General features: G+C 69.3%; 29 protein-coding genes and 1 tRNA gene. 3 read left to right on the forward strand and 27 right to left on the reverse strand.

The window, feature by feature from the left end:
* Positions 1-78 precede the first annotated feature (78 nt).
* The 14 genes from ACFP1K_RS07205 to ACFP1K_RS07270 all read right to left on the reverse strand — a co-directional run bounded on the left by ACFP1K_RS07205 (position 79) and on the right by ACFP1K_RS07270 (position 8,027).
* On the reverse strand, positions 79-477 hold the full coding sequence (locus ACFP1K_RS07205) for a DUF6221 family protein (RefSeq protein WP_380748262.1): 399 nt from the start codon (positions 475-477) through the stop codon (positions 79-81).
* Positions 474-1,133, reverse strand: coding sequence for a hypothetical protein (locus ACFP1K_RS07210; protein WP_380748264.1), 660 nt, complete (start codon positions 1,131-1,133; stop codon positions 474-476). Before ACFP1K_RS07210 ends, ACFP1K_RS07205 begins: the two co-directional genes overlap by 4 nt.
* Positions 1,120-1,356 carry a hypothetical protein gene (locus ACFP1K_RS07215; protein WP_380748266.1) on the reverse strand — a complete coding sequence of 79 codons (237 nt, stop codon included), beginning with the start codon at positions 1,354-1,356 and terminating at the stop codon, positions 1,120-1,122. The genes ACFP1K_RS07210 and ACFP1K_RS07215 overlap by 14 nt, the downstream gene beginning before the upstream one ends.
* A gap of 115 nt (positions 1,357-1,471) precedes the next feature.
* On the reverse strand, positions 1,472-1,768 hold the full coding sequence (locus tag ACFP1K_RS07220) for a hypothetical protein (protein WP_380748268.1): 297 nt from the start codon (positions 1,766-1,768) through the stop codon (positions 1,472-1,474).
* Positions 1,765-2,118, reverse strand: a complete 354-nt coding sequence (locus tag ACFP1K_RS07225; RefSeq protein ID WP_380748270.1) for a hypothetical protein — start codon at positions 2,116-2,118, stop codon at positions 1,765-1,767. Before ACFP1K_RS07225 ends, ACFP1K_RS07220 begins: the two co-directional genes overlap by 4 nt.
* Positions 2,119-2,319: 201 nt before the next feature.
* Positions 2,320-2,395 (reverse strand) — tRNA-OTHER (locus ACFP1K_RS07230).
* A 416-nt stretch (positions 2,396-2,811) separates the two neighbouring features.
* Positions 2,812-3,492, reverse strand: a complete 681-nt coding sequence (locus ACFP1K_RS07235) for a hypothetical protein (RefSeq protein ID WP_380748272.1) — start codon at positions 3,490-3,492, stop codon at positions 2,812-2,814.
* Positions 3,489-3,677 (reverse strand): hypothetical protein, encoded by a 189-nt coding sequence (locus ACFP1K_RS07240; RefSeq protein WP_380748274.1) that lies wholly within the window; start codon positions 3,675-3,677, stop codon positions 3,489-3,491. The genes ACFP1K_RS07235 and ACFP1K_RS07240 overlap by 4 nt, the downstream gene beginning before the upstream one ends.
* Positions 3,678-3,681: 4 nt before the next feature.
* Positions 3,682-4,038, reverse strand: a complete 357-nt coding sequence (locus tag ACFP1K_RS07245; RefSeq protein ID WP_380748276.1) for a hypothetical protein — start codon at positions 4,036-4,038, stop codon at positions 3,682-3,684.
* Positions 4,039-4,189: 151 nt separating this feature from the next.
* Complete coding sequence (locus tag ACFP1K_RS07250; RefSeq protein WP_380748278.1) at positions 4,190-4,456, reverse strand: hypothetical protein; 267 nt, start codon at positions 4,454-4,456, stop codon at positions 4,190-4,192.
* A 442-nt stretch (positions 4,457-4,898) separates the two neighbouring features.
* On the reverse strand, positions 4,899-6,053 hold the full coding sequence (locus ACFP1K_RS07255; RefSeq protein ID WP_380748280.1) for an RtcB family protein: 1,155 nt from the start codon (positions 6,051-6,053) through the stop codon (positions 4,899-4,901).
* Between the two features lie 78 nt (positions 6,054-6,131).
* A complete protein-coding gene (locus tag ACFP1K_RS07260; protein WP_380748282.1) occupies positions 6,132-7,043 on the reverse strand; it encodes a hypothetical protein in 912 nt (303 codons plus the stop codon).
* Positions 7,044-7,219: 176 nt separating this feature from the next.
* Positions 7,220-7,399 (reverse strand): hypothetical protein, encoded by a 180-nt coding sequence (locus tag ACFP1K_RS07265; RefSeq protein ID WP_380748284.1) that lies wholly within the window; start codon positions 7,397-7,399, stop codon positions 7,220-7,222.
* 247 nt (positions 7,400-7,646) lie between these two features.
* Positions 7,647-8,027 (reverse strand): hypothetical protein, encoded by a 381-nt coding sequence (locus ACFP1K_RS07270; RefSeq protein WP_380748286.1) that lies wholly within the window; start codon positions 8,025-8,027, stop codon positions 7,647-7,649.
* 120 nt (positions 8,028-8,147) lie between these two features.
* Here ACFP1K_RS07270 and ACFP1K_RS07275 point away from each other — a divergent pair, with 120 nt between their 5' ends.
* Positions 8,148-8,777 carry a hypothetical protein gene (locus ACFP1K_RS07275; RefSeq protein ID WP_380748288.1) on the forward strand — a complete coding sequence of 210 codons (630 nt, stop codon included), beginning with the start codon at positions 8,148-8,150 and terminating at the stop codon, positions 8,775-8,777.
* Positions 8,778-8,806: 29 nt separating this feature from the next.
* Here ACFP1K_RS07275 and ACFP1K_RS07280 read toward each other — a convergent pair whose 3' ends face one another.
* The 4 genes from ACFP1K_RS07280 to ACFP1K_RS07295 form a co-directional block, all read right to left on the reverse strand.
* A complete protein-coding gene (locus ACFP1K_RS07280; protein ID WP_380748290.1) occupies positions 8,807-9,418 on the reverse strand; it encodes a hypothetical protein in 612 nt (203 codons plus the stop codon).
* A gap of 385 nt (positions 9,419-9,803) precedes the next feature.
* Entirely contained in the window at positions 9,804-11,534 is a 1,731-nt protein-coding gene (locus tag ACFP1K_RS07285; protein WP_380748292.1) for a vWA domain-containing protein, read from the reverse strand.
* A gap of 146 nt (positions 11,535-11,680) precedes the next feature.
* Positions 11,681-12,811 (reverse strand): AAA family ATPase, encoded by a 1,131-nt coding sequence (locus tag ACFP1K_RS07290; RefSeq protein WP_380748295.1) that lies wholly within the window; start codon positions 12,809-12,811, stop codon positions 11,681-11,683.
* 418 nt (positions 12,812-13,229) lie between these two features.
* The gene (locus tag ACFP1K_RS07295; protein ID WP_380748297.1) at positions 13,230-13,631 is read right to left on the reverse strand and encodes a hypothetical protein; all 402 of its coding nucleotides are present in this window, start codon (positions 13,629-13,631) and stop codon (positions 13,230-13,232) included.
* Positions 13,632-13,882: 251 nt separating this feature from the next.
* Here ACFP1K_RS07295 and ACFP1K_RS07300 point away from each other — a divergent pair, with 251 nt between their 5' ends.
* Positions 13,883-15,010 carry a pentapeptide repeat-containing protein gene (locus ACFP1K_RS07300; RefSeq protein WP_380748299.1) on the forward strand — a complete coding sequence of 376 codons (1,128 nt, stop codon included), beginning with the start codon at positions 13,883-13,885 and terminating at the stop codon, positions 15,008-15,010.
* 64 nt (positions 15,011-15,074) lie between these two features.
* Here ACFP1K_RS07300 and ACFP1K_RS07305 read toward each other — a convergent pair whose 3' ends face one another.
* The 9 genes from ACFP1K_RS07305 to ACFP1K_RS07345 all read right to left on the reverse strand — a co-directional run bounded on the left by ACFP1K_RS07305 (position 15,075) and on the right by ACFP1K_RS07345 (position 20,304).
* The gene (locus ACFP1K_RS07305) at positions 15,075-15,770 is read right to left on the reverse strand and encodes a DUF6221 family protein (protein WP_380748301.1); all 696 of its coding nucleotides are present in this window, start codon (positions 15,768-15,770) and stop codon (positions 15,075-15,077) included.
* A gap of 367 nt (positions 15,771-16,137) precedes the next feature.
* On the reverse strand, positions 16,138-16,443 hold the full coding sequence (locus ACFP1K_RS07310; protein WP_380748303.1) for a hypothetical protein: 306 nt from the start codon (positions 16,441-16,443) through the stop codon (positions 16,138-16,140).
* Positions 16,440-16,691, reverse strand: a complete 252-nt coding sequence (locus ACFP1K_RS07315) for a hypothetical protein (protein WP_380748305.1) — start codon at positions 16,689-16,691, stop codon at positions 16,440-16,442. Before ACFP1K_RS07315 ends, ACFP1K_RS07310 begins: the two co-directional genes overlap by 4 nt.
* Complete coding sequence (locus ACFP1K_RS07320) at positions 16,681-16,983, reverse strand: hypothetical protein (protein WP_380748307.1); 303 nt, start codon at positions 16,981-16,983, stop codon at positions 16,681-16,683. The genes ACFP1K_RS07315 and ACFP1K_RS07320 overlap by 11 nt, the downstream gene beginning before the upstream one ends.
* A 330-nt stretch (positions 16,984-17,313) precedes the next feature.
* Entirely contained in the window at positions 17,314-17,937 is a 624-nt protein-coding gene (locus tag ACFP1K_RS07325; protein ID WP_380748309.1) for a DUF4145 domain-containing protein, read from the reverse strand.
* Between the two features lie 160 nt (positions 17,938-18,097).
* A complete protein-coding gene (locus ACFP1K_RS07330; protein WP_380748311.1) occupies positions 18,098-18,385 on the reverse strand; it encodes a hypothetical protein in 288 nt (95 codons plus the stop codon).
* Entirely contained in the window at positions 18,382-18,789 is a 408-nt protein-coding gene (locus ACFP1K_RS07335; RefSeq protein ID WP_380748313.1) for a hypothetical protein, read from the reverse strand. The genes ACFP1K_RS07330 and ACFP1K_RS07335 overlap by 4 nt, the downstream gene beginning before the upstream one ends.
* Positions 18,790-18,890: 101 nt before the next feature.
* A complete protein-coding gene (locus tag ACFP1K_RS07340; RefSeq protein ID WP_380748315.1) occupies positions 18,891-19,805 on the reverse strand; it encodes a hypothetical protein in 915 nt (304 codons plus the stop codon).
* A gap of 22 nt (positions 19,806-19,827) precedes the next feature.
* On the reverse strand, positions 19,828-20,304 hold the full coding sequence (locus ACFP1K_RS07345) for a glycine-rich domain-containing protein (RefSeq protein ID WP_380748317.1): 477 nt from the start codon (positions 20,302-20,304) through the stop codon (positions 19,828-19,830).
* A 175-nt stretch (positions 20,305-20,479) separates the two neighbouring features.
* Between ACFP1K_RS07345 and ACFP1K_RS07350 the strand changes: the two genes are divergently transcribed.
* Complete coding sequence (locus ACFP1K_RS07350; RefSeq protein WP_380748319.1) at positions 20,480-21,871, forward strand: hypothetical protein; 1,392 nt, start codon at positions 20,480-20,482, stop codon at positions 21,869-21,871.
* Positions 21,872-21,884 lie beyond the last annotated feature (13 nt).

Consider the following 21,884-nt stretch of genomic DNA (forward strand, 5'->3'; position numbering starts at 1 on the left):
GTACCCGGATACTCGAACGTGTATTCGAGCAGGGTCCGGCTAGCGGTCTACGGAGATCATCACAGGGCAAGGGACAGATCACTCGGGAGCCCATTCGGGACGCCAGCCGGGAAGGTGGCGGTAGGCGTGCGCCAGGCGCAGGAGGCTCTGGCACGGGAAGTCCCCATCACGTGACCCGCACAGCGCACAATCACGGAACGGGCTCTCTTCGTGCCGGGCCAGCTCCCACAGCTCGTACTCACAGTGGGCGATGGTGTCCCGAGGGTCGTGGGCGACGATGTGCTGAGCTATGTTCGGCGGGACCTCGGGACCGGTGAAGGTCTCGGCGATGACGATCGCCTCAGCGTTGCTGATGCCCTGCGGGTACCTGCCCTCGATGTGCCAAGGGCCATGCGGCACCGCTTCGGCCGCCCCCTGCCTGGCGAGAATCTGGCAGTGCAACCAGGAGAGCATGTCCTGCTCTGGGCGGGCGCTCACGGTCGCCAGTCCTCGCCCCAGCCGTGCCGGTGATGGCCCTCGCAGACCTCAACGCGGCGCTTGTGGAGCAGTTCATCGAACGCCGCCTTCACACGATCATGGTCGGTACCCCAGACCTGAAGCGCAGCAGGAGTGTCCCACCGGACCTCACACTCGGGGTGGTCCTCGAAGTCCCACACGTCCCGGGGGTCGTGCTTAACCAGCCACTGGCCGGAGTGGGAGTGGTAAGTGTGGAGGATCGCGTGTCCGGGCAACGCGGTACGCAGTACTTGCTCCCAAACTTCGGCACAGCGCTCGGGGGGGTGCTCGCCTTCGGCGGCGTGCTGGTCGGCGAGCTCACGGGTGGCGAACGCCGCCCGGATGAACATGCCATCGAAGTCGTTGCCGGTGGCGACGATGTATGCGGTCTGCTCTACATCTGCGACGACCTTCATGCCGTTCTCCTGAAGGTCCATCAGGAGGCCCTTGACGATCGTCGCGACCTGGTCCGGCTCCTGGGCGAGCATCTCGTCTCGCATCAGGGACGCAGTCAGGACCGAGACGGCACTGTGCGGGTTGGTCAAGGGACTCTCCGGGGGGATACGTGAGCAGGGTCGTGTGGAGTCTGCCTGGGTGTGGGCGCGCTCGTAGTCGTCGTCGCCGTCAGTCGTCTTCACACGAGTGAGAGAAATCGGGCTTGACGATCTCGCGTGCGGCGGTCACGAGCGCCAGTTCGTCGAGCCAGCTCGTGCCAGGGCTGGTGGAGATCGAGATGCTGACGCTGCCGTCCTCGTTTACCACCTTCGCGATGAGCACCGCACTGGCCACAAGGCCGCCCTCGGACACGTCGAGGCGGAGGTCGAGTCCTTCAACGATGGGTGCCGCAGGCTGGCAGGTCACTCGTGATCCTTTACTGAGGGGGGTATCCCCCGTGGTCGGCAGAGGGTCTACGGTCCGGCTCCGTGAGTCCCGTCTCGGAGCCGGACCGGGCTCAAGGGGTGGGGATCCGCCCTCGTCACACGGGTGTCCAATAACCGTTCCGCACGAACCCGTGCAAACCGCAGCACAGCCAGTGCAGAGACGGCTCCAGATGCAGCGGCTCCCGCGACACCAGCGTGTGCAACCCGGTGCCTGATGCCGACCACCGGCCCGCGTCGACGGGCGGCTGGTCGCCCGGGGCGTGACCGGTGCACCAGTGCCAGAACCACGGATCCCGCTCATCCTCGGGCCAGCCGTAGTAGATGTCGTCCGTGACCTTCGTCACGGGGAAGGGCGCCCAGTTCAACGGCGGATCGCTGCGCTCTCGGCTCATCGCACCCGATCGCCCTCCATCATTGGCGGGCCAGCGGGCTCCACGACGGGCTCCCAGTCCTCTGTGAACTTCTCGTCGGCCAAGCTCCAGAACTGGCCGCCGCCCAGGTGCAGCACCAGGCTGGGCGTGAAGATCTGCCAGCCGAGCGGCGCGGGCACGAGGATCCGGGGGCCGCTGGCGAGGTACTCCACCTGGATGCGCACCTGGGGGTAGTACTCGTCGTTGCCGGCGGCGACTCGCCGCATCCAGGCGGCGACTTCCTCGGCGTTGTCCCCGTGGAAGCGCACCACCTGGGCACGCATCGGGACTGTCGGGCGCAGCTGGTACAGCTCGGGGACGATGGCCATCATGCCGCCCCGGTGGCGGCCTGGCCGTTGAGAGCCTCGTGGAACTGGATGTGTTCCGGCTGCCAACCGTCCACGACGGGTGCCCCACAGACTGTGCAGACCAAGAGGTTGTCCACACCGAAGCCCTGTAGCACGCCACCTCCAGGGTCGTGATGTGGTGGAGGGCGCCGTGCCAGGCCGCGAGTCCCTGCGCGGCGCCCTTCGTGGCGGCGACCGGATTTGAACCGGTGGTCTCCTGCTTTTATGAGGCAGGCGGGGACTCCGAGCTCCCCTACGCCGCTGTGCTGTCGCCCGGGCCGGACTCGAACCGGCGTGTCCCCCCATCCGGGGAGATGCCGCTTCCCAGCGGCCACGGACGCCACCGGCCGCGCGGGGGCCGGGAGTTCATGACGACGGCGGAAGATCCTCCGCCCCGCCGCTGACTTCGCCGGCCCCGATCGCGTCAGCGAGGGCACGGAAGATGCGGTCGCTGAGCGCCTCAGCCTCAGCGCTCATGAGTCCCGGCCGTACTCGGCGCCGTGCCCTGTGCTCGCTGAATGTGCGGAGCGGCCATCGTCATGATCTCGGCGCTTCCGCCGCGAGCTGTCGTTCCACATGCACACCGCACGGCAAGAACGCCGGTGGCTTCGAAACGGCGCCATCCATCGGAGGTAGGCGCGACCTCCCGGGTCTCGCGACTCATGGTGACGGCGCAGCTCACAGTCGCTCCCCTTGCGAGGGCCAATGCCAGGTGCCCGGCTCGTCGCCGGGGCCGACGTTGAACTCGGCGAACCCTCCGCCGATGGCCTCGCTCGGCGTGTACACCCACAGGTGCACGTGTTCCGGCGAGTCCAGCGCCGGGACGTGGCCAGCCTCGACACCGCGCGGGTCGAGGGTCTGGACGTCGGCGGTGACGATCGCGGCCCGGACGGCGTGGAGGCCCTGCTTGCCCCGGTAACGGACGATCGAACCCGTGCACGGCGGGCTGACCGGCGGCGCCAGCGTGACTCGGCGGACGGAGTCCAGACCCGTCGCCACCTCACGAAGACCGGTGAGCGCGGTGGCGGCATCGATGTCGGCGCCGATGCGCTCACCGCTCAGCTCCTGCAGGCGGGTTCGCAGCTCGGCGAGGCTCCGCTCGTCCGGGCTGGAATCGGGGCCGATCTCGATGACCGGGAGCGAGTTCAGCGCCGCATCCAGGTGCCTCTGGAACCGCTCGCCGAACGTCGGGCCGACGAGGCGTAGCCACCCGGCGGTGAAGTCGTGCTGCGCGGGCTCACCGGTAGGCAGCGCGATGGCGTTGCCTCCCGAGGTGTCCCGCCTAAGAAGGAACTTCAATGTCACCGCGACTTCCGCCGGATCGCCGCCCGGCGCGGCGTAGTGCCCCTGAACCATCATCGCTTCCTTCCCCGTACGACGAGCCGCTGTATGGCGTCGGCCTCGAACACCAGCTCCCGGCCGTACTGCTGCTGGAGAACGATCCGCAATGGGCCGCTCTCGATCAGCACGGGTAGGTCTCCGCGCCAGCCGCGCAGCCAGGACGCCACCTCGACGACGCTCTCGGTCGGCAACCGCGTAGACATCCGATCAGCCCTCAGCGCCGACAGCCGCACGCTCGAGGTCCTCGCGCGAGAGCGGAGCCGGCGGCCGCGACGACAGAACCAACGTCTCCGTGCGCTTACGGAAGTCGTTCTGGCCGTCCAGCACCTTGCGGCCCTGGGCATCGGTCTCGTACATCGTCACCGTGGCGAACAGTTTCCCGTCGACCTCGTGCACCTTCACGGCGCTGGCCAGGTCCACGTCGATGCCGCTGCCGCGCGCCCAGTCCAGGAACTCGGCGTGCCACGGTGTGCCCTCGAGCTCGAGGCTGGCGACGTTGCCGGGCTGGCCGCGGTTGTGCGTGTCGTACCAGAAGACGAGCTTGCCGTTGAGTGGCGCTTCCACAGGGTCCTCCAGGGCCGGGAGGGGGAAGGCACGGCCCGGCCTCTGAGCGGCCCTAGTGCTCGGGCCGGGCCGTACCTCAGGGTGGGCTCCGCGCCGGCGGGGGGCTGCCAGCGCGGGGCGGGCACGTCCCACAGGGGTGGAGGACGTGCGTCTACGGGCAGGCGGCCGACCGCTCGGCGTGCAGCTGCTCGCGGAGTTGGTCGCGCTCGTCCGGGGTCTTCGGGACGGGCAGGCCGAGGTCGAGCTGGCGGACGATGGTCTTCAGGTCGTGCCAGTCGTACCAGGCGGTCTTGCCAACTTTCCGCAGCTTGCGGGCGTTGTGACGGGACGCCAGCACGCGGAGCGTCGGCTCCGGCCTGCCGAGCTTGGTCGCGGCCACGGGGATGGTGATGGGCTCACGCCGTGGAGGTTCGGGCATGCCGGGCACCCCCCGACATGCAAAAGGCCCTCGACGGTGACCCGGCCGAGGGCTGAAAATTCCATGATCAGAGCGATTTATAACACGGCACATGCCCACGTGCCAAGAGGCAAGAGGCAAGACGGACATTATGCAAACTGCGAGAGTTTTTTTAATGCAGAGGGTTCCGCCGCCAGAAGTGCAGCGCCTGCTGTCGCTAGAACGCCCAAGATCACTTGAGGGACGCTGGGCAGAGCGCTGAAACCAGACGCGATGCCAGACAGCATGGTGACTGCCGAGAGGGCGACGACGGCGATCCGGCCACGTTGACACCAGCCACCTGGTGAACGCTGATCCCTCCGCCTCATAGGCCGATTCTACGACGTGACGACACACATAAGCGGCGATCGGCCTTCCTGATCTGCCGATGGGCAGCCGTCCGTTGACGTCTGCCCATGGCATCTCAGCCCTTGTAGTTGAAGACCTGCCGGAGCTCGTGCTGGATCTCGACCAGGTCGTGCTGGTCGTCCATCACACGATCAATGGACTTGTAGGCCTCGGGGTGCTCGTCGACGAGCGCACGGGCACGGTCGGCGTTCCACGTCCGGCCAGCCATCGCCGCGGTGAGCGACTCGGCCGTCAGCCGCTGACGGGCCTGCGTCCGGGACATGCGGCGCCCGGCGCCGTGCGAGCAGGAGTTGTACGAGGCAGGGTTGCCGCGGCCGCTCACGATGTACGACCGGGTGCCCATCGACCCGGGGATGACGCCCTCGTCGCCGGTGTCGGCCTTGATGGCGCCCTTGCGGGTGATCCACAGGTCCTTGCCGTGGTGATGCTCCCGCTGCGAATAGTTGTGGTGGCAGTTGATGGAGCGGACCCGCTGTCCTGCGCCGACCATGCTGAACAGGGCATCGCTGAGGACCTTGTCCATCCGCGCGCGGGATGCCATGGCGTACGCCTGCGCCCACAGCATGTCGCGGATGTAGGCGGTGTACTCGGGGGTGCCCTGGACGACGTAGGCGAGGTCGGGGTCTTCCAGGGGGATGAACCAGCGGCTCGCGAGCTTCTTGGCGGCGGCGATGTGCTTGGTGGCGAGCTGGTTGCCGATGCCGCGGGACCCGGAGTGCAGCACGGTCCACACCCGGTCGCGCTCGTCGAGGCACACCTCGACGAAGTGGTTCCCGCTTCCCAGCGTGCCGAACTGCGTCGCGGTGGTCTTCTCCTGCTTGGACGACAGGTCGGTATGCGGGCGGCCGAGCGCGGCGAGCGCGTCGTCCACGGCCGGGTCCTCGTGGCCCTGGCCCACGCCGGCGGGGATACGCCGCTCGACAAGCGGCATGAGCGCGCCGAGGTCGTCGGGCAGGTCGGCGGCGGTGAGGGTGGTTGCGGTCGCCAGCATTCCGCACCCGATATCCACGCCAACGGCGGCCGGGATGATGGCGCCCTTGGTGGGGATGACCGAGCCAACGGTGGCGCCCTTCCCGACGTGAGCGTCCGGCATGAGCGCGACGTGGCCGCCAAGGAAAGGCAGCCGGGCGGTACGGGCGGCCTGCTCGATGGTGCCGGGCTCGATATCACTGGCCCAGGACAGCAGGTTGGGGGCGGGCTGGTTGGGCATCGTGGTCTCCTTCGGTGGTGCCCGCGGTCACGGGCAGGGTATGGGGGGTGGCCGCGCAGGCGGCACTGGTTTTCGCGGTCAGGCGCGGCGTGCGGAGTCGTCGTCGCTGGGCGCCCGAGGGGTGGAGCGGCGCCGGTAGCCCGCCTGGGTGGCGTCCTGTTCCTGTTGCTTGACCAGGTCGTGGTAGGTGTCGGCGGTGTATTCGGTGCCGCACTCGTAGCAGTGGGCGCCGGCGAAGTCGCCGTCGTCGTACAGCAGTTCGCGTAGTTCGGCGTAGCCGCACTCACCGCACGCGACGCCGTTGAGGTGCCGCGCGGGGGCCGGGGTGTCGCCGAGGTGGCGGCGGCAGCGGTGATGCAGGGCGAGGATCTCAAGGCCTGCGTCGGCGCCGCCCTGGTCGAGGATGACGTCGGCGTATCCGGCGGTGAGGTGGACCAGGCCGCGGGTGCCGCGTGGCAGGGTCGCTGCGTGGGCCAGGGACACGGCACGCAGCATGGGTTCGGCCGGGAGCGCCAGGAGCACGGTGAGGTGTGTGGCCAGTGTGCGGGCCGCGGCGGCGACGGCGACGTGGGGGCGGCGCCACCGCGCGGTCTCGGTGTCCAGGCTGAGGCGGGCGACCCGGGCGACGCGTTCCTCCCAGGCGGTGAGGGTGGTGACGATTTCGCGGAGCAGCGCGTCGGCGGCCTCGGACACCGGGATGGGGGCGGACTTGGTGACGTTGACCCGGGGGCCGGCGGCTTGGCCTTTGACGCCGAGCTCGTCGTGGATGTCGTGCCAGCGGGCGGGCAGCGCGGTCAGGGTGCGGCCGACGGCGAGTTCGTCGGCGGCGCAGAACGCCCGGGGGGTGAGCGCGGGCGCCCGGTGCATGGTGCCGTTGGGGAGGGGAATGAGGCGGGGGTCGGTGCAGCGGTCGCCTCGGGCGCATTCGTGGTGGGCGTCGCGCCAGTGGCCGTCGTCGGCGTGTGGGTCGCTGTGCACGTCATAGGGCATATCGGTCTCCCCCCAGGTAGCATGCGGGAAGACCGTGATCTTGCGGGGTCGGCGGATCGGCTGGGGCGGCTCCCTGTGTGACGGCGGGGAGCCGCAGCCGTTTCCAGGTCAGGTCACTGGATGTCGCCTCACGTTTTGCCCCCTCTCACGTGCCCCCTTGCATGCAATTGTGCCGGTCAGGCGGGGGTTTGCGCGAGTTCGCGGCGGCCGGTCGCGGCGAGGTGCTCGCCGAGGTCTATGAGGGCGGTGGGGGTGCAGCGGGCGGCGATGGCGATGAGGTAGTGGTCGCCGGTGCGTGGGCAGCGCATCAGGGTGACCTCGGGCAGGCCGGGCACGGTTTCGGCGGGGGGATTCATCGCGTGATCATTGTCGCAGAGGTGCTGTTGGCCCGGCGCCCGGTGCGGGGCGCGGTGCGGGGATTATGCTGAGGGTCCTCCGTCTGGAGGGTTCAACCTGGGGACCGGCGAGGTTCCGAATCAGCGCCCCCGTGTCGGATGGGGGTGCCGCCTCGCCGGTCCTTGTTGGTTGCCGGGCAGTGTTGACGGGTGAGAGGTGTTGCGGTGGGGTGCCGCCCCGGGCTGGGTGCCCGGGGCGGCGGGTGACTCACTCCTGGCTGAGCCGGAGTTCCGCCATCTGCAGCAGGACGCTGACCTGGAGGAGGCTGTAGCCCATGGCTTCCAGCCGCCATTCCTCTTCGCCCATGATCAGGATGAGCGCGCCGAGGTCCTGTGCGATGAGCCAGTGCAGCAGGAGTTTGTCGATCATGCTGGAGGCCATATCGTCCATCGGCATGTCGTCGAGGACTTCCCTGGCCCGCTGGATGGCGTCGGCGGCGACCTGGCCGTCGATTCCGTCCTTGCCCTCGACCGGGGGGAGCCCGATCGTGATGGGCAGCCGCATGAGCAGCTTGCCGATCTTGAGGTAGGCCTCGATGAGCAGTCTTGCGAGCTGCGCGATCGGCTCTTCGCCCTGGTGATCTTCCACCGTTTTTCCTCTCTGGATTTGTCAACCTGCCTGCGGGTTCGGGGTCCGACCCCCTTGCCGCGTAGATCCAGTATGGCAAAACCCTTGTAGATTTACAAGGATTTTGAGATGCTTTGATGCATGGAAACCACGAACACCCCGAGCGGCCGCGACCTCGTCACAGCCGCCAACCACATCGCCGTCGCCCTCGGCTACACCCACACCGAGGTCACCGACCTCGCCCACGTGCTTGAGCTCGACGGCCGCGCCGACTGGCCCACCGCCGACCTGCTGCTCATCGCCCTCGCCGAGCTCACCCGCCGCGACCCCGGCCGCCGCGACCTCGTCGGCGCCCTCGAGGCCGGCGAGATCCTCGGCGGCCCCGGCGGCCCCCTCAGCCGGACCCGCGTCAACCAGCTCGCCCAGCGCCCCGACTTCCCCACCTCCCGGTACGAACTCGCCGGCGCCCGCATCTGGACCAGAGCCGACATCGTCGGCTTCGGCCAGCGGTGGGATCGGCGCCAGGGCCGGCCGCGGACGCGCGCCGCCGTGCCGCCCGGGCAGGCCCTGGTGCTGCTGACCGTCGGCGACGACGCCCACCTCGTCACCGCGTCGCACCCCCGCAACGCCCCGCTGGTAGTGCCGGCGGCGCGCATCGCCGAGCAGGCCGGGCTCCCCGCGAACGAGCTGCCGGGCAAGTGGTTCACGGTCGAGCGCCTGGACCAGGACGACGCCGACGGGTTCCAGCTGCTGCACGACCCGCGTGAGTGAGGCGCCGCGCCCTCTCAACCGGCCGCCCGCTACGAGGTCGGTTCGGAGGCTGGCAGACAGAACGAGCTCGGCGCGCCGGGCGCGCAGGTGCAGGAGCCGGGGTTCTCGGTGTGCCAGCGGCGCCAGGACTGCCTGCCGGGGCGCCAGTAGCGTCGTACTGCCTCACTGCGGGGCCGTGCGGGCGGCGGGTCGTCGAGCGCCTGGTCGATGATGGCGCGGCGCTCCTGCTCGGTGTACGGCGGCAGGCCGGCCTGCTCTCGGTCGGCGCGAGCGCCCGGGCTGAGCGTGTCCAGCAGCAGGTGGGGGATGTTCTGCATGTTGCACGCCAGGTGCTCTATGCGCAGGTTCACGGGGTTGTCTGTGCCGCCGGCGCCGAAGCCGACCCACCGGATGTGCCCGACGCTGGGCGAGAGCGGGTGTGGCCAGCGCAGGTCGCGGTCGACGTGGGTGTGGCAGTAGCCACAGGTCCAGTTGTCGCGGTCGCCGATCCTGTTGCGGGCGGGGCGCCGGTGGCGGGCGCGGGACGGCCGAGGCGGCGCGGGAGCGGGCGAGTGAGGGTGGCAGGCGGGGCACCCGGTCTCGGGATGGCAGGGTAAGAAGCACGGCGTCGCCATGGCCAGCCTCAGGTCGACGGGGCGCAAGCGGAGGGGCTACCTACCATCGGCTCGCGACCGCTATATGGGTAGGTAGCCCCTCCGGACGTGCGTTACGGCGAGTGTAGCTACTTCGCCGTCCGCAGGGGCGTGTTCGGGAACATCAGCAGGTGCTGGTAGGTCCGGCGCCCAGCCGTGGTTCGGCGCCGGGGTCTTTCCTCTGTGGGCGGGACGACAGGGTGCCACTTGGCGGTTGTGGCGACCGGCCAGCGCTGCGGCCACGGGCCGGGGCTGGTCTACCCATCCCTGAGCGTCGTCCCTGTGCGGGAGTCCTGAGGTGATCTTACGGTAGTCACCTGTGGCTCAAGCCGTTCACGAGCGTAGGGGAGCTACCCGGCCCTGCCTGTTGGCGAGGGCCGGGGCGCCCATCCGTTCACCGTGCCGCGCGGAGCGCGGCCGTGGCCGCCTGTCCGATCGCGGTGGCGGTGGCGGTGGGGTCGGCCAGGACGTGCAGCGTGGCGCCGTTCAGCGGTTTGTCGTTTCGTCCGGTGCCGATCCAGAGCACCGCGCACCCGGCGGCGCGCAGCCGGTCGAGCTTCTTCTGTGCGGCCGCGCGGGGGGTGGGGTTGTAGTGGCCGTCGGACACGATGACCAGGAGCCGGGCGGCGCCGGGGCGGGCCAGGCCGAGGGCGCCGTCCAGGGCGTCGATGGCCTCGTCGATGGCCTCGTAGCTGCCGGTGGCGGTGAACTCGGTGACCTTCGCGGGGGCGGTCCCGGGGTGGGTGATGGCCCGCACGCGGTCGCCGAAGAGGACCGTGGCGGACTCGGCGGGAACCGTGGTGTGACGGGCGGCGTGCGCGAGGATCCAGGCGGCCGAGGCGACCGGCGCGGCGAAGGCGGACATGGAGCCGGAGACGTCGCAGGCGATGGCGATGCGCAGTGGCGGCGTGGGGACGACTTTGCGGGTGGTGCGGGTGAAGGGTTCGGCGGTGGGGATGCGCCCGGCGGCGAGCTGGGCCTGGCGGGCGAGGGCGCCGCGCATCCGGAGCCGTCCGGGCGGGGTGGTGGAGGTGGTCTTGGTGGCGACGCGGTCGCGGTGTCCGGCGGTGCTGAGGGCGCGGGCCAGGGCGCGGGCGGCGGTGGTTTCGGCGGGCGTCGGGGGGCGGGTGGCGTCGGGGGTGGTTGTGCCGGTGGTCCGGGTGCCGCTGGTGGTGGCGCCGTCGCCGAACACGGTGGCTGCGGCGCGGGCGGCGGCCTCGGTGGCGGGGTCGGCGGGGGGCGCGCTGGGGGTGGGGTCGGTGGGGGGCGTCTCGCGGGCGACGGAGCGGCTGACCTTGGCGAGGGTGGTGTTGATGGCGTCGGCGAGGGGGGTGGGCCCGGCCGGTGCGCCACCGGGGGCGCCGGGAGCGCCGGTGGGCGGGGTGGTGGGGTCGGGGCCGATGATGTCTACCCAGCGGCGGCCGAGGGCGATCATTGCGGCGGCGTCGCCGTCGGGCACGGTGAGGGCCTTGCGCCAGATGTTGCGGAGCTTGCGCAGGGTGCCGACGCCGAGGATGTCGCGTACGGCGCGGCCGACGGGGGCGGTTTCGCGGCGGTTGAGGATGCCGCCGTCGGCGCGGCCGAGGATGAGTGCGGCGGTGTGGGCGGCGGCGTGGGGCGTCATGGCGGGGCCGTGGGCGGGGTCGTCGGCCTTGGTGTCGTTCAGGATGATCTCGCGGGCGGAAGAGCGGAGCCAGTGGCGGTCGTCGGGGCGGCGGTTGATCTGGGCGGCTTCGATGCGGGGCTCTTCGAGGAGGAGCGCGGCGGCGGCGACATCGGCGGGGGTGCCGGGCGGGACTTCCCAGGTGGAGTGGGCGGCGTGGGCGCATTCGTGGGTGAGCAGGCCCCAGGTGGCGGCGTAGCGGGTGCGGTCGGCGGTGCGGTGGGGGGTGGCGGTGGCGGGGTCGACCGGGGCGAGGTGGGTGCCGTCGATCTCGATCATGGCTTCGGAGGGGATGAAGCAGGCCGGGGCGCCGTGGCCTACGCCGGGGGCGATGGTGACGATGAGGTCGTCGCGGTCGGCGATGACGGGGACTTCCCAGGTCATTGCGGCGGAGAGTGCGAGCCAGGCGGGGTCGGTCGCGGGAGTCGTGGGGGTGGGGGCGGGGGCGGTGTGCGCGGTCATCAGAGGCCTTCCGAAACGTTGTCCCTATCTATAGACAACGTTACCGACCAGGGAAAACACTGTCCAGTGATATGGACAAAGAAGATTGTCGTGGGTGACGCCACCCCAGGCGCGGCCCCGCCCACCTGCAGGCGGGGCCGCGCGGGTCAGATACGGCCACCGAGCGCCAGCGGCTCCACCGGCTTGCCGAACACCTCCCGCACCACCGCCTCCACCACCGGCCGGTCCTCGTCCGGCGCGATGCTGATCAGGTTGCCCGCCGCCGCGTCCTCCCCCAGCGCCTCGGCGATCTTGGCGAAGGCGATCAGCTCCCGCAACTGGGGCGCCCACCCCACCTTCCCCTCCTCCATCCGGGTGTGCAGGTTCCGTGCGATCTTCACCGCGCGCCGGTCGATCCCCATCTGGGCCGCGAGGTCGTAGTCGCTGGTCACCTTGATGTGCGCGGCGAACCGGGAGGCCAGGGCGTCCGACAGGACCGCGCCGTGCACCCCGGGGTTGTGACCGGCGACCGTGTAGAACCCCTCGGCCGCGTCGATGGCCTCGCCGCCGTTGGCCTTGATGATGATCTGGCGGCGGCCGTCCATCGCGGGGTACAGGACCGCGAGCACCGTCGGCGGGATCAGCGTGGCGTCGTCCACGAAGAGCACCTTGCCCTCGCGCATGGCGCGGACCACGGGGCCGTGGACGAACACGAAGCGGCCGTCGGGGGTCTGGGTGTACTCGCCGACCAGGTCGGCCACCGTGGTGTCACCGTCGCCCTGGACCGTGATCACGTCGCCGAAGGCCGCCTCCACCACCGAGGTCTTGCCGGTACCGGGCGGGCCGTACATCAGGGCCGCGACGCCGCTCTCGCGCAGCTTGCGCAGCGCGGTGACATCGGGGATGCCCGACAGGGTGCGGGGGTGGTAGAGCAGGCCGTTGGGCCGGGCGAGGGGGCCGGTGACCGGGGTGGCCGAGGCGAGGGCGGCCGGGCGGGGCGGGGCGGCGGGCGCCGAGACGGGGGCGGGCGCAGGTACGGGGGCGGGGGCTCCTGCGGCGGCGGCCTTGGTGGTGGCGGTGGCGCGGTACCGCAGGGGGCTGGTGGCGGTCTCGGCGGCCTGACCCCGGTCTCTCAGGGTCTTGAGGGCGTTGCCGACGGCGCCCGAGGAGCGGCCGAGGTGGCGGGCGACGGCGGTGGAGGTGTGGTCGGTGGTGGGGTTGTCCGCGAGGTAGGCGGCGACCTGGCGGCGCAGCTCGCCGCTGTTGAGCCGGGTGGCGAGGGTGGCGGGGGTGGTCATTGCGGTCGTGCTCCTTCGCGGGAAACATTGTCCTTGTCTATGGACAACGTTAGCTCTGGCCATAAACGAAGTCCAGTTTATGGACAACGTTTTCCGGCCCCGAAGTCCACCGGAACCCCCTCCGGAACCGCGCCCACCAGGCCAAACATCAAACGCCGGCGCCCCGGCGCCATCCAACGTCGCCCCTGGACAGCATCCCTCGACATCCCCGGACGGCACGGGATGACCCGCGCATCTCCGCATCCACCTGCGCATCCACGACATAGCTCCTGAGAATGTCTATTCCCGCAAGCTATATACCGGCTGTAGAGTCCACGTGCGAGCAGGACGCGCACGCCGCTCACCGGCCACACGACCGGTCAAGGTCTCCCGGGACCCGCGTCAACGCCCCCACCAACCGGCCGGGGGCGTTCGCACCTCACCCGGCCCGGCCACCTCGCCCCGCACCGAACTCCCGCTCCATGGCCTCCCGCCGCCCACGCTCCTCGGCCATCCACTCCGGGGCCGGCGGTTCGACGGTCATGCCGATCAGCTCGTGGAACCTCTGGTACAGGCCGCTCTCCAGCAGCTCGAACGGGATCTGCTGCCAGGGGGTCGGGCGACCGAGCGACCGGGTGAGCATGGCGACGCGGTACGCCGCGTTCTCGCACCCAACCGACCAGCACCCGTCGCGCGCGTCCCGCACGGCCGCGTGGAGGTCCCCCCAGAGACGCATCAGCTCCTCCTGGGCGGCCGCTTCGAGCGTGGCGGGCCCTTCGGAGGCGCTGGTGATCGCCTCGCGCAGCTCGGTGTCACGGCGATGACCATTCCCAGGTATCACGGGGCCAGAGTACGGCTGTTCCGGTCTTTGCCCGTTTCCTGATCTGCGGTGTCTAGCCCCTGCTGCAGCGATGAAATGGGGGGATGAGCAGCAGATCCCCCCGTTTGCCCGCACGTACGGTCATCGCGTCGGCAGCGGCGGCCAAGGCCCGCCGAGCCGCCCAGACATTGCCCCCGCCTGGTCCTGCCGCGCCTCAGCCAGCCGGTGGCCGGCAGCGATTACGCCGGCTGATCCGGTTGATTCCCACCCTCGTGGTGATCGCGGCCACGGCCTGGGCGGCGGTGGCCCTGGCGGTTCCGGACTGGGCTCGTTGGACCTTGGCCGGCATCGCTCTGGCCGTGATTTCCAGTCTGGGCATCGCGTGGCTGATCGGGCCTGCTGCTCGTCGTCTGGCTGGTGAGCACCGGCCGCTGACCGCGGCTGAACGCCGCCAGATGACCGCGACTGAACGCGTCGAGGCGGTCAACGCTGCCCGGCATACCCTGATCCAGGCCGCCACCGGTCTAGTCATTATCGCCGGCGTCGTGTTCACCGCCCAAGGCCTGTGGTACACCGCCCAGAGCCTGGACGCCTCCCGCCAAGCCCAGCGCACCGCCGAACAAGGACAAATCACCGACCGCTACACCAAAGCCGTCGAACAACTCGGCTCCCGCACCCTAGACATCCGCCTCGGCGGCATCTACGCCCTGGAACGCCTCGCCCAAGACTCCCCCCGCGACCACCAGACCATCTACGACGTCCTCGCCGCCTTCACCCGCGAACACGACCCCAAACCCAAAGCCACCATGCCAGACACACCCACCACCGACATCCAAGCCGCACTCACGGTCATCGGCCGACGCGATACCACACTTGAGGCCAGAAGATATGGCCCTCTAAAGCTAATCCGCAGCCGCGGCAGCGCGACAAAAGTCTTCGGTTTCGGCAGAGGGGGCGGTCCCGATCTGTCGAATCTCCGTATCCGTGGCGCGGACCTGCTCGACGCGAACCTGATCGGCGCGAATTTGATCGACGCGAACCTGACCGACGCGTACCTGTTCGGCGCGAACCTGACCGACGCGAACCTGCTCAGAGCCAACATGTCCGACGCGGAACTGCAGCGTGCAAACCTAGGCAGCGCGGACCTGTCCGCCGCAAACCTGCACGCCGCGAACCTGGACAGCGCAAGCCTGATACAGGCGTCCCTAAGCGGCGCAGACCTGAGCAGGGCGGACCTGACGAGCGCGAACCTGTATGACGCGAACCTGTACGGCGCGAACTTGTACGGCGCGAGCCTGGCTGGGGCGGACCTGAGAGGCGCGGATCTAGGGCAGGTGACGGGCCTGACGCCGGCTCACATACGGCGTGTAGCCCGCACCGACCACACAACGAGGTTCTGAACAAAGCGCCCTCCTGCGGTAGTACTGAAGATCGCTCCGCGCTGTGTGTCGCGGAGGTGGGTGATCAGTTACCCGCCTCCGCCGTGGCCTCGGCGTACCCGGGGACCTGGCGGTAGCCAGCCGCGACGTTGAGGACGGTGGAACAGGGCACGCCGTACCGGTTGCCGCACACCGCGCAGACAGTAATGCGGACGACTCGGTTGTTCGGCCCAGGGACAGGACGCTTCACGTGCGCGTGAGCGTCAAGGATGGCAAGGTCAGACTCGCAGCGAGCGACCGCCTCGTGCGGCGGGTTCGCGGCGATGTAAGCGGCAGCGGAATCCCCAAGGTCGACGTAGTCGTAATCCGTCAGATCGTCCATCGTGTACCAGCCGCCCTCCCCCGCGTCGCAGGCCGCCCTCTCGGCGATCACCTTGCAGGCGAGGATCGCCTCCCGGAGCCAGCCGGCCAGATCAGTCCTCGTGATCGCGCTGAGGCCGAACTGCGCCGGCTCCCACCGCTGCTGGTGAAGCTGCTCGAACGCGGCCACAACATCAGAGTGCTCCAGGACGTGGCTCTCCACGATGATGCGGACCACGATGTTGGTATCGGGCGAGCACCGCCAGCGGATTTTCTGCCACTCGGCTCTCACCCCCTCGAGGCTTTCTGCAGGGGTGTCGCTGCGGAGAACCTGGCGCAGGAGCACGCCGTGCTCTGTGAGGTAATCCGCCCGCCACGGCGCCGCAGGCGGCTGGGTCAGCCACGTCGGTAGAACACCCACCGGGGCGCCTCCTTGCGATACTCCAGGCGCCAGAGATCATGCCCGTCGGGGCCGTGCTCCAACGTGACTACGGCGAGCGGCAGACGACTGGCCGAGGCGCCTGGGCCGCAGCGCACCAGGTAGGCGCGTGCCCGCCACCGAACCACAAAAGCCGGAGTCCGCTTGCGGACGCGAGCAGTGAGCCGGATCCCCCACCCTCCGTATGGGTCGGTGTCGACGCTCCAGTTCACATCCTTCACCAGACACCCCGGGCGTAGGCCTGCGAGGAACGGCGGGCCGCCGCGAGGGCGCCACCTCTTCCAAAGCGACACGAAGACGAGGCCGGCGCCGCCGAGCAGAAGCAGGGCCTCAGAGGGCAGAGGGTCGTTCATGGTCGCGCGTGGGTGGGCGGATCGTCGACTCCGACGAAGCGGCCATCCCATCGCCGAGTGTCGGAGTCGGTGTACTTGCTCACCATCTGGGCCTCAGCTTCTCTGCCATCGGGCAAGCGGACCGTGAACATGTCCCGCATGATCGGAGCACGCTTCTGAGCGTATCCAGCAGCTCTGCCCTCCCACGTCCACCGGATGTAGTCGATGACTATCTCGACGTGAACCGGAAACTCCTGGTCGTGTTGGACAAGCACGGCGCATCCGGTGTACGGCTCCGGGAGAGCGTTGCTCGTGGTGCTCATGGCCGTGCCTCGAGAACTTCGTGCTCCCCGGGCGGGCGGAAGGCGAGCATCGGCGCCGGGACGTCGGCGCGCACGACTGTCATGCCGTAGGCGTTGCCGGCGCCCGCCAGCACGCCGGAAGGCAGGATCCACATCAGGTGCAGATTGTCGGGCACGTGCGCCTTCTCCAGACGCTCCTTCAAAACGAGCAGTGGGTCGAGCAGCGCGAACTCGCCGAAGTCGGCCCGTAGATCGGGGTCAGGGCTCACGTGGTGTTGATCCTTCATCCGGGCCTTGCAGCGTCCGCGCTTCGCTCTGGGCCTGCGCGGAGACGGCCTGCGCTTCGTCCCAGTCGTCGGTGTCCACGCCGGCGGCGCCGCACTTGGACGGCTTGACGCCGTCGAACAGGGTCCGGCCGGTGGTCTTGTCCATGATGAGGATCATGCCGACGGGTAGATCTGGGGCTTCTGATTCGGTGATCACGAGGAATCGAAGGGTGCTCAGGTCGAGCGGCTCTCCCCCGTTGAGGAGCTGCAGGACCTGCTCGGCTGTAGGGCTCACAGTCGCCGTTCCCTTACCTCAGCGGAGGGTTGCGGAGCCGGGAGGGGCGGGATGCCTCGCCCCGGAGGTTCCCCTGCCCGGCATGATCAGTCTACGACATCAGCAGGTCCTCGACGCTGGGAGCGCTACACCAGGCGAAGACGTGTACGGCCGACGGGCCAGTCACCACCGCCACAATCTACACATAGCGGCATCGAGGAAATCTCGTCGTGGATCTCCACATCGGTATAGCACATGCAGCACCACATAGCGCCGCAGGAGTTGCAGGTGTGGAGGGACGAGTCTGAGCCCCATCCCGGATCCGTCGTGTGCTGGTGATCTTTCATGATGTCACGGAGCCGAGGAATTGACCTGAAACTTCTTGGCGCGATGCTCCATCTCGTAGATGATCCGCAGCATCTGCTCGGTGAACTCCAACGTCATGAGAGCTCTGTCCTGGTCAGCGGCCGGGATCTCGTGTGTCGCGATGTTGCCATGTTGGCGGATCATGTCCACCCAGGTCTTCATGGCGGGCGTTATGTATCCCATGGTTTCCAGGGCGGACAAGTAGTGCGCGAACGCCTTGCCAGCCGGTTCGCCTTTGTCCACTGCGACGTGCATGAGAATCTTGCGACACATCAACTCAGAGGATGTGAATGCGCTGATGCCAGCAGTTCGCCGAGCCTCTTCATAGGCGGCATGTACCTCCTGTGGGAGGCCGTCGACCACGCTACCTGACGCCGCAGATGGCCATGCAACCTGACCGTTGATGATCGTTCCGAGATGACATGTTGGGCATCGCAGCCACTGGACATGAGGAATCTCAACGCTGTACGTAACGGGAGCTTTGGCGATCACGGCCGCAACCACTACGCGTCCACAGTTCCCGCAGATCATCTCGGCGTACGCTTCGCTGTCTGTCCGATTTTCTATCGTGAAGTGCTTCACACCCGCGTGGCCGACGGGGTCCCCCATGTTTGTCTCCCAAAGTCTGATTCCTTGTGGTCGACGAGTCTCCCATCCGGCCGGAGTTCCGGGGGAATCTGCCGTCGGTCTACGCCCTGGGCGTCCCACAGCTCTACCATCGCGTCGATGTAGGCGTCGAGAGGATTGTTGGGCTGCTGGTGCTCGGCCGTCACAGGCCCTGCAGGAGATCGAACACACCATCCAGCGGATCGGTCTTGGCGTCGGCCTTGAGCCACTCGGGCAGTTCGTCGTACCGCTGTCCTTGCGCCCGGTAAACGTCGTCGCCGTGTGGGGCGCACAGGTCGATGACATCGCCCCTGCGTACGTCTCGGCCTGCGATGCGGCCGTCCTCGGCAGCGATGAACGCGACCCGGGCCCGGACGCCGCAGCCCGGGACGATGCAGTCGTGGACCTCATCGTGGATGCGATGCTCGATCCGCATGGCGTCGCTGATCACGACAGGGTCCCTTCTTCCCGGAGTTGCTCGATCTTCGCGCGGTGAAATCCGCCGGGCCAGTTGTCTGGGTCGGGGATCTGCTCGAGCTCCTCGACGGTGCCCCACATGCCGGCGATGGCGCGGATGGCGCCGCGCGCGTGGTCACGGGCATCGGGGTGCTGGGTTTCGCGGCACGCGATCCACTCCATGTCCTTGAGCGCGTCGCGGATGGCCCCGACGCGGCCGCGCTCCTGGTCGGTGGTTGCGGCCTGTTCGTCGGCGTCGAGGTGGGCATGGATGTAGCCGAGGATGTCCCGGGCGACGCTGCTGGCGGCAGCGACGGCCGCGCGGTGATCGCGCTCAAACCTGTCGAACGCCGCGCCCATCGCCTCACGGAGCTTCGCTGCCGGCTCGTGCTCGCTCATATCGTTCCTCTGTCCACCCTTGATTCTCCCGGATTCATAGGGCCCACATAGCCTGGTAAGCGGTGATGAGCCACACACTTCCCGCCTTCCTGAGTGCCTGCCTAGGAGCGGAGGTCCGTGGCGCGATGGATGCGGAATTCCACCCACGCTCTGCCCGCCGCGGCGGCGCGGGCACGGGACTCGCGGATCCGTTCGGGACCGTTGCGGGCCACGAACTCGCGGAACAGGGTCCATACCGCGGCCAGGCCGGTCACGGCTGCTTCGGGGGCGGTCTTCCATGCAGGGATTTGCTCGGCGAGGTTCTCGGCTTGTTGCGGGGTGTGGCCGGCGGCGATGAGACGTGGGATCAGCAGCGCCGTCTCGACCCAGGCGGCACCCTGGCAGGCGAGGCCCCAGTCAATGATGTGCAGTTGGCCGGCCGTGGCGATGAGGTTGGCGTGGTGGATGTCGGCGTGGAGAAGGGTGTCCCCAGCGAGGTGGTCGAGGTGGAAGCCGGCGCGGGCGGCTTGGTAGGCGGCGAGGCTTTGCAGGTCCTGCGGGGGGTGGGCGAGCAGGGTGTCGGCCCGGCTGAGCAGGAAGGCGATGTTGTCCGCGACGGGGGGGACGCCGGGGGCCGGGTTGGGGGTGAGGGTCTCGCCGAGGGTGGCCACCAGGCCGAGCAGGCCGTCCAGGTCTTCGGAGTCTGGGGCGAGACTCACGGTGTGGTGGGCGGTGATGTGGTCAAAGACCAGGGTGACCCAGCCGTGGTCGTGCCCGCCCCACTGCATGCGCGGGGCGGGCACGGTTGTGGGTAGTGCGGCGTTGACGTGCTGCTCGCGGGCGTAGAGCCGCGCTGACGGAGAGTCGGCGGGGAGCGCCTTGACGAACACGGGGCCGGTGGGGGTGTCGAGTCGTGCTGCGGTTCCCGCGGTGAGTCCCGCCGGGATGGCGGTGACGTGGTGGATGGCGCCGACGTGGGTTTCGATGTCGGCGCGTACCGCCGCGGGGATGTTGTCCCACTGGGGTGTGGTCGCCACGTGGCCGCTCCTTCGCCGTTGATCAGTTGCTGTCGGTGCAGCCCTGATGGCACTGGGAGCATGGGTCGGGCTTGCACTTGCCGTCACAGTCGGCGGCCTTGGACCACAGGTCGGCGTCTACGGGGAGACCCGCCTTGGTCATGGCGTCGACGGTAGCGCCGATGGTCGAGGTGTGTCCGGTGGACGCGCCATCCTGGTCGTCGGTCGGGCGGTGGTGGATGAACCGGCCGGCCACCGTGTCGCAGAAGGCGGCGTAGTCGCGGGTGTAGAGGATGAAGGTGTGCCAGCCGACGTCGACCTGTTTGGACGGGGCGAGGGCGGCGCCGGGGTTGAGGGCGCACGCCTGGAGGAAGGCGAGGGCCTGGGTCATGACGCGCTCGGCGTACTCGGCGGTGACGAGTTCCTCGGTGACGATCCGGTTGACCAGGCGGGTGAACAGATCGGCGGGGACGAGCGCTCGAACGTCGGTGACGGTCTTGGTGCTGGTCATGGTGGTCATGGCTCTCCCTTCCCGGCGGGGGTGTCCCGCGGTGTCTCTGGTAGCCGTCACGGTCCGCTTCGGGGGGTGAGCAGATCAATGTCGCGTCTGACTGGGACATTGCCTCGGGCGGCAATGTGCGCGCTGTTCGTGTGGCGTTACTCTCGGCTCAAGATGTTCGCGCCGGAGGTCCGACATGGCCATGAGCCGAGCACGACGCGCCGAGTTGCAACGCCGAGCCCAGGAGATCCGCCGCGCCTGCCAGCGCCGCGGGCTGGGCGTGGAGCAGACCGCCGAGGCGATCCATGGCGAACTGCCTGAGGTGTCGCCGCTGGAGGCGTGGCGCCTGGCCTACGGCTGGTCGCGGCAGCAGGCACTCGACGGGCTACTCGGCCTGTACCGCGATGAGGGGCTGGCCGAGCCCGGGGTCAATACCGCGATGCTGTGCCGCTGGGAGCACGGCACCGTGCAGGTCACCTACGCCTACGCCCGGATGCTGTCCAAGCTGTACAAAGCGCCGGCCGCTCGACTGGGGCTGCCGTATGGCGGGTGGGAACCGGCGGCGTGTACACCCGCGAGCTGCCCCACGCGGCGGCCTACAGTGGGCCAGGGCGACCCAGAGGAGACCGATCCGATGCGGCGACGCACACTGCTGGCGGCAGGAGCGAGTATCCCGCTGGGCTTGCTGCAACGCCTGGATGACGCCCTCGCGGCCCCACCGGACCCCGGCTCCCCTGAAGGGCTGCCGCAGATCAGGCAGCGGCTACGAGATGCGCGCCGGCAGTACGACATCAGCGCGTTGGCCTCGCTGGTCGCCGGACTCCCCGCGATGCTCGCCGCGGCAAAGGACACGGCCGAGCGGATCGACACGCCTGCGGGGTGGGCCCTGCTCTCGGCGTGCTACAACCTCACGACCGACACGCTGAACAAGGTCGATGCACCCTCTTCTGCCCGGCTCACGGCAGACCGGGCGATGCTGTTCGCCGAACGGTCCGGGGACGCCGTGGCGATTGCGGCGTCCGCGCGCCCGCTTGGGATGATGCTCCGCAAGGAGCAACGCTTCGCTCCGGCCGCGGCGGTCGTCGCCAGGGCAGCTGGCCGGTTGGAGGCGACCGGGCTCCGGCACCCGGCCCAGGCGGCGATGTACGTGCGACTGCTGTGCGCCGGCGCGTATACCGCGAGTTGGTCGGGCGACCGAGATCGGGCGCTGGAACGGATCGGCGAGGCCGAGGATGCTGTCACCCGGCTCAGTCTCGGTGGGCCGGTCATGGCGTTGCCGTTCGTGCGGCTGTACAGGGCGAACATCCACTTCGCGTTGGGTGATGCCGGTTCGGCCGTGCACGCCGCGCGGGACCTGCGACCGGAGATGTACCCGACTCCGGAACGGCGGGCGAGGTTGCACACCGACATGGCCCGGGCGTGGTGGATGTGGGGTAAGCCTGAAGAGACCGCACACGCGCTGCTGTGCGCGTACCGCGAGGCGCCTGGTGAAGTACGGGACCGGCCCACCTACCGGCGGATCGCCGTCGCTCTTACCACCCGGCATCCACGAATCTCCGGTGTTCAGGAGCTTGCCACGGTCTTGTAGGACATGGCGAGCT

The sequence above is a fragment of the Sphaerisporangium aureirubrum genome (assembly GCF_042658925.1).
Classification (GTDB): domain Bacteria; phylum Actinomycetota; class Actinomycetes; order Streptosporangiales; family Streptosporangiaceae; genus Sphaerisporangium; species Sphaerisporangium aureirubrum.

What these genes read in the sequence shown, in the direction of transcription:
- ACFP1K_RS07265 (WP_380748284.1), bottom strand. Translation starts at nt 7,399, where the DNA reads ATGAATCCCCCCGCCGAAACCGTGCCCGGCCTGCCCGAGGTCACCCTG.
- ACFP1K_RS07225 (WP_380748270.1), bottom strand. Translation starts at nt 2,118, where the DNA reads ATGATGGCCATCGTCCCCGAGCTGTACCAGCTGCGCCCGACAGTCCCG.
- ACFP1K_RS07260 (WP_380748282.1), bottom strand. Translation starts at nt 7,043, where the DNA reads ATGCCCTATGACGTGCACAGCGACCCACACGCCGACGACGGCCACTGG.
- ACFP1K_RS07220 (WP_380748268.1), bottom strand. Translation starts at nt 1,768, where the DNA reads ATGAGCCGAGAGCGCAGCGATCCGCCGTTGAACTGGGCGCCCTTCCCC.
- ACFP1K_RS07255 (WP_380748280.1), bottom strand. Translation starts at nt 6,053, where the DNA reads ATGCCCAACCAGCCCGCCCCCAACCTGCTGTCCTGGGCCAGTGATATC.
- ACFP1K_RS07250 (WP_380748278.1), bottom strand. Translation starts at nt 4,456, where the DNA reads ATGCCCGAACCTCCACGGCGTGAGCCCATCACCATCCCCGTGGCCGCG.
- ACFP1K_RS07290 (WP_380748295.1), bottom strand. Translation starts at nt 12,811, where the DNA reads ATGACCACCCCCGCCACCCTCGCCACCCGGCTCAACAGCGGCGAGCTG.
- ACFP1K_RS07235 (WP_380748272.1), bottom strand. Translation starts at nt 3,492, where the DNA reads ATGATGGTTCAGGGGCACTACGCCGCGCCGGGCGGCGATCCGGCGGAA.
- ACFP1K_RS07240 (WP_380748274.1), bottom strand. Translation starts at nt 3,677, where the DNA reads ATGTCTACGCGGTTGCCGACCGAGAGCGTCGTCGAGGTGGCGTCCTGG.
- ACFP1K_RS07325 (WP_380748309.1), bottom strand. Translation starts at nt 17,937, where the DNA reads ATGGGGGACCCCGTCGGCCACGCGGGTGTGAAGCACTTCACGATAGAA.
- ACFP1K_RS07285 (WP_380748292.1), bottom strand. Translation starts at nt 11,534, where the DNA reads ATGACCGCGCACACCGCCCCCGCCCCCACCCCCACGACTCCCGCGACC.
- ACFP1K_RS07335 (WP_380748313.1), bottom strand. Translation starts at nt 18,789, where the DNA reads ATGAGCGAGCACGAGCCGGCAGCGAAGCTCCGTGAGGCGATGGGCGCG.
- ACFP1K_RS07275 (WP_380748288.1), top strand. Translation starts at nt 8,148, where the DNA reads ATGGAAACCACGAACACCCCGAGCGGCCGCGACCTCGTCACAGCCGCC.
- ACFP1K_RS07345 (WP_380748317.1), bottom strand. Translation starts at nt 20,304, where the DNA reads ATGACCACCATGACCAGCACCAAGACCGTCACCGACGTTCGAGCGCTC.
- ACFP1K_RS07310 (WP_380748303.1), bottom strand. Translation starts at nt 16,443, where the DNA reads ATGAGCACCACGAGCAACGCTCTCCCGGAGCCGTACACCGGATGCGCC.
- ACFP1K_RS07350 (WP_380748319.1), top strand. Translation starts at nt 20,480, where the DNA reads ATGGCCATGAGCCGAGCACGACGCGCCGAGTTGCAACGCCGAGCCCAG.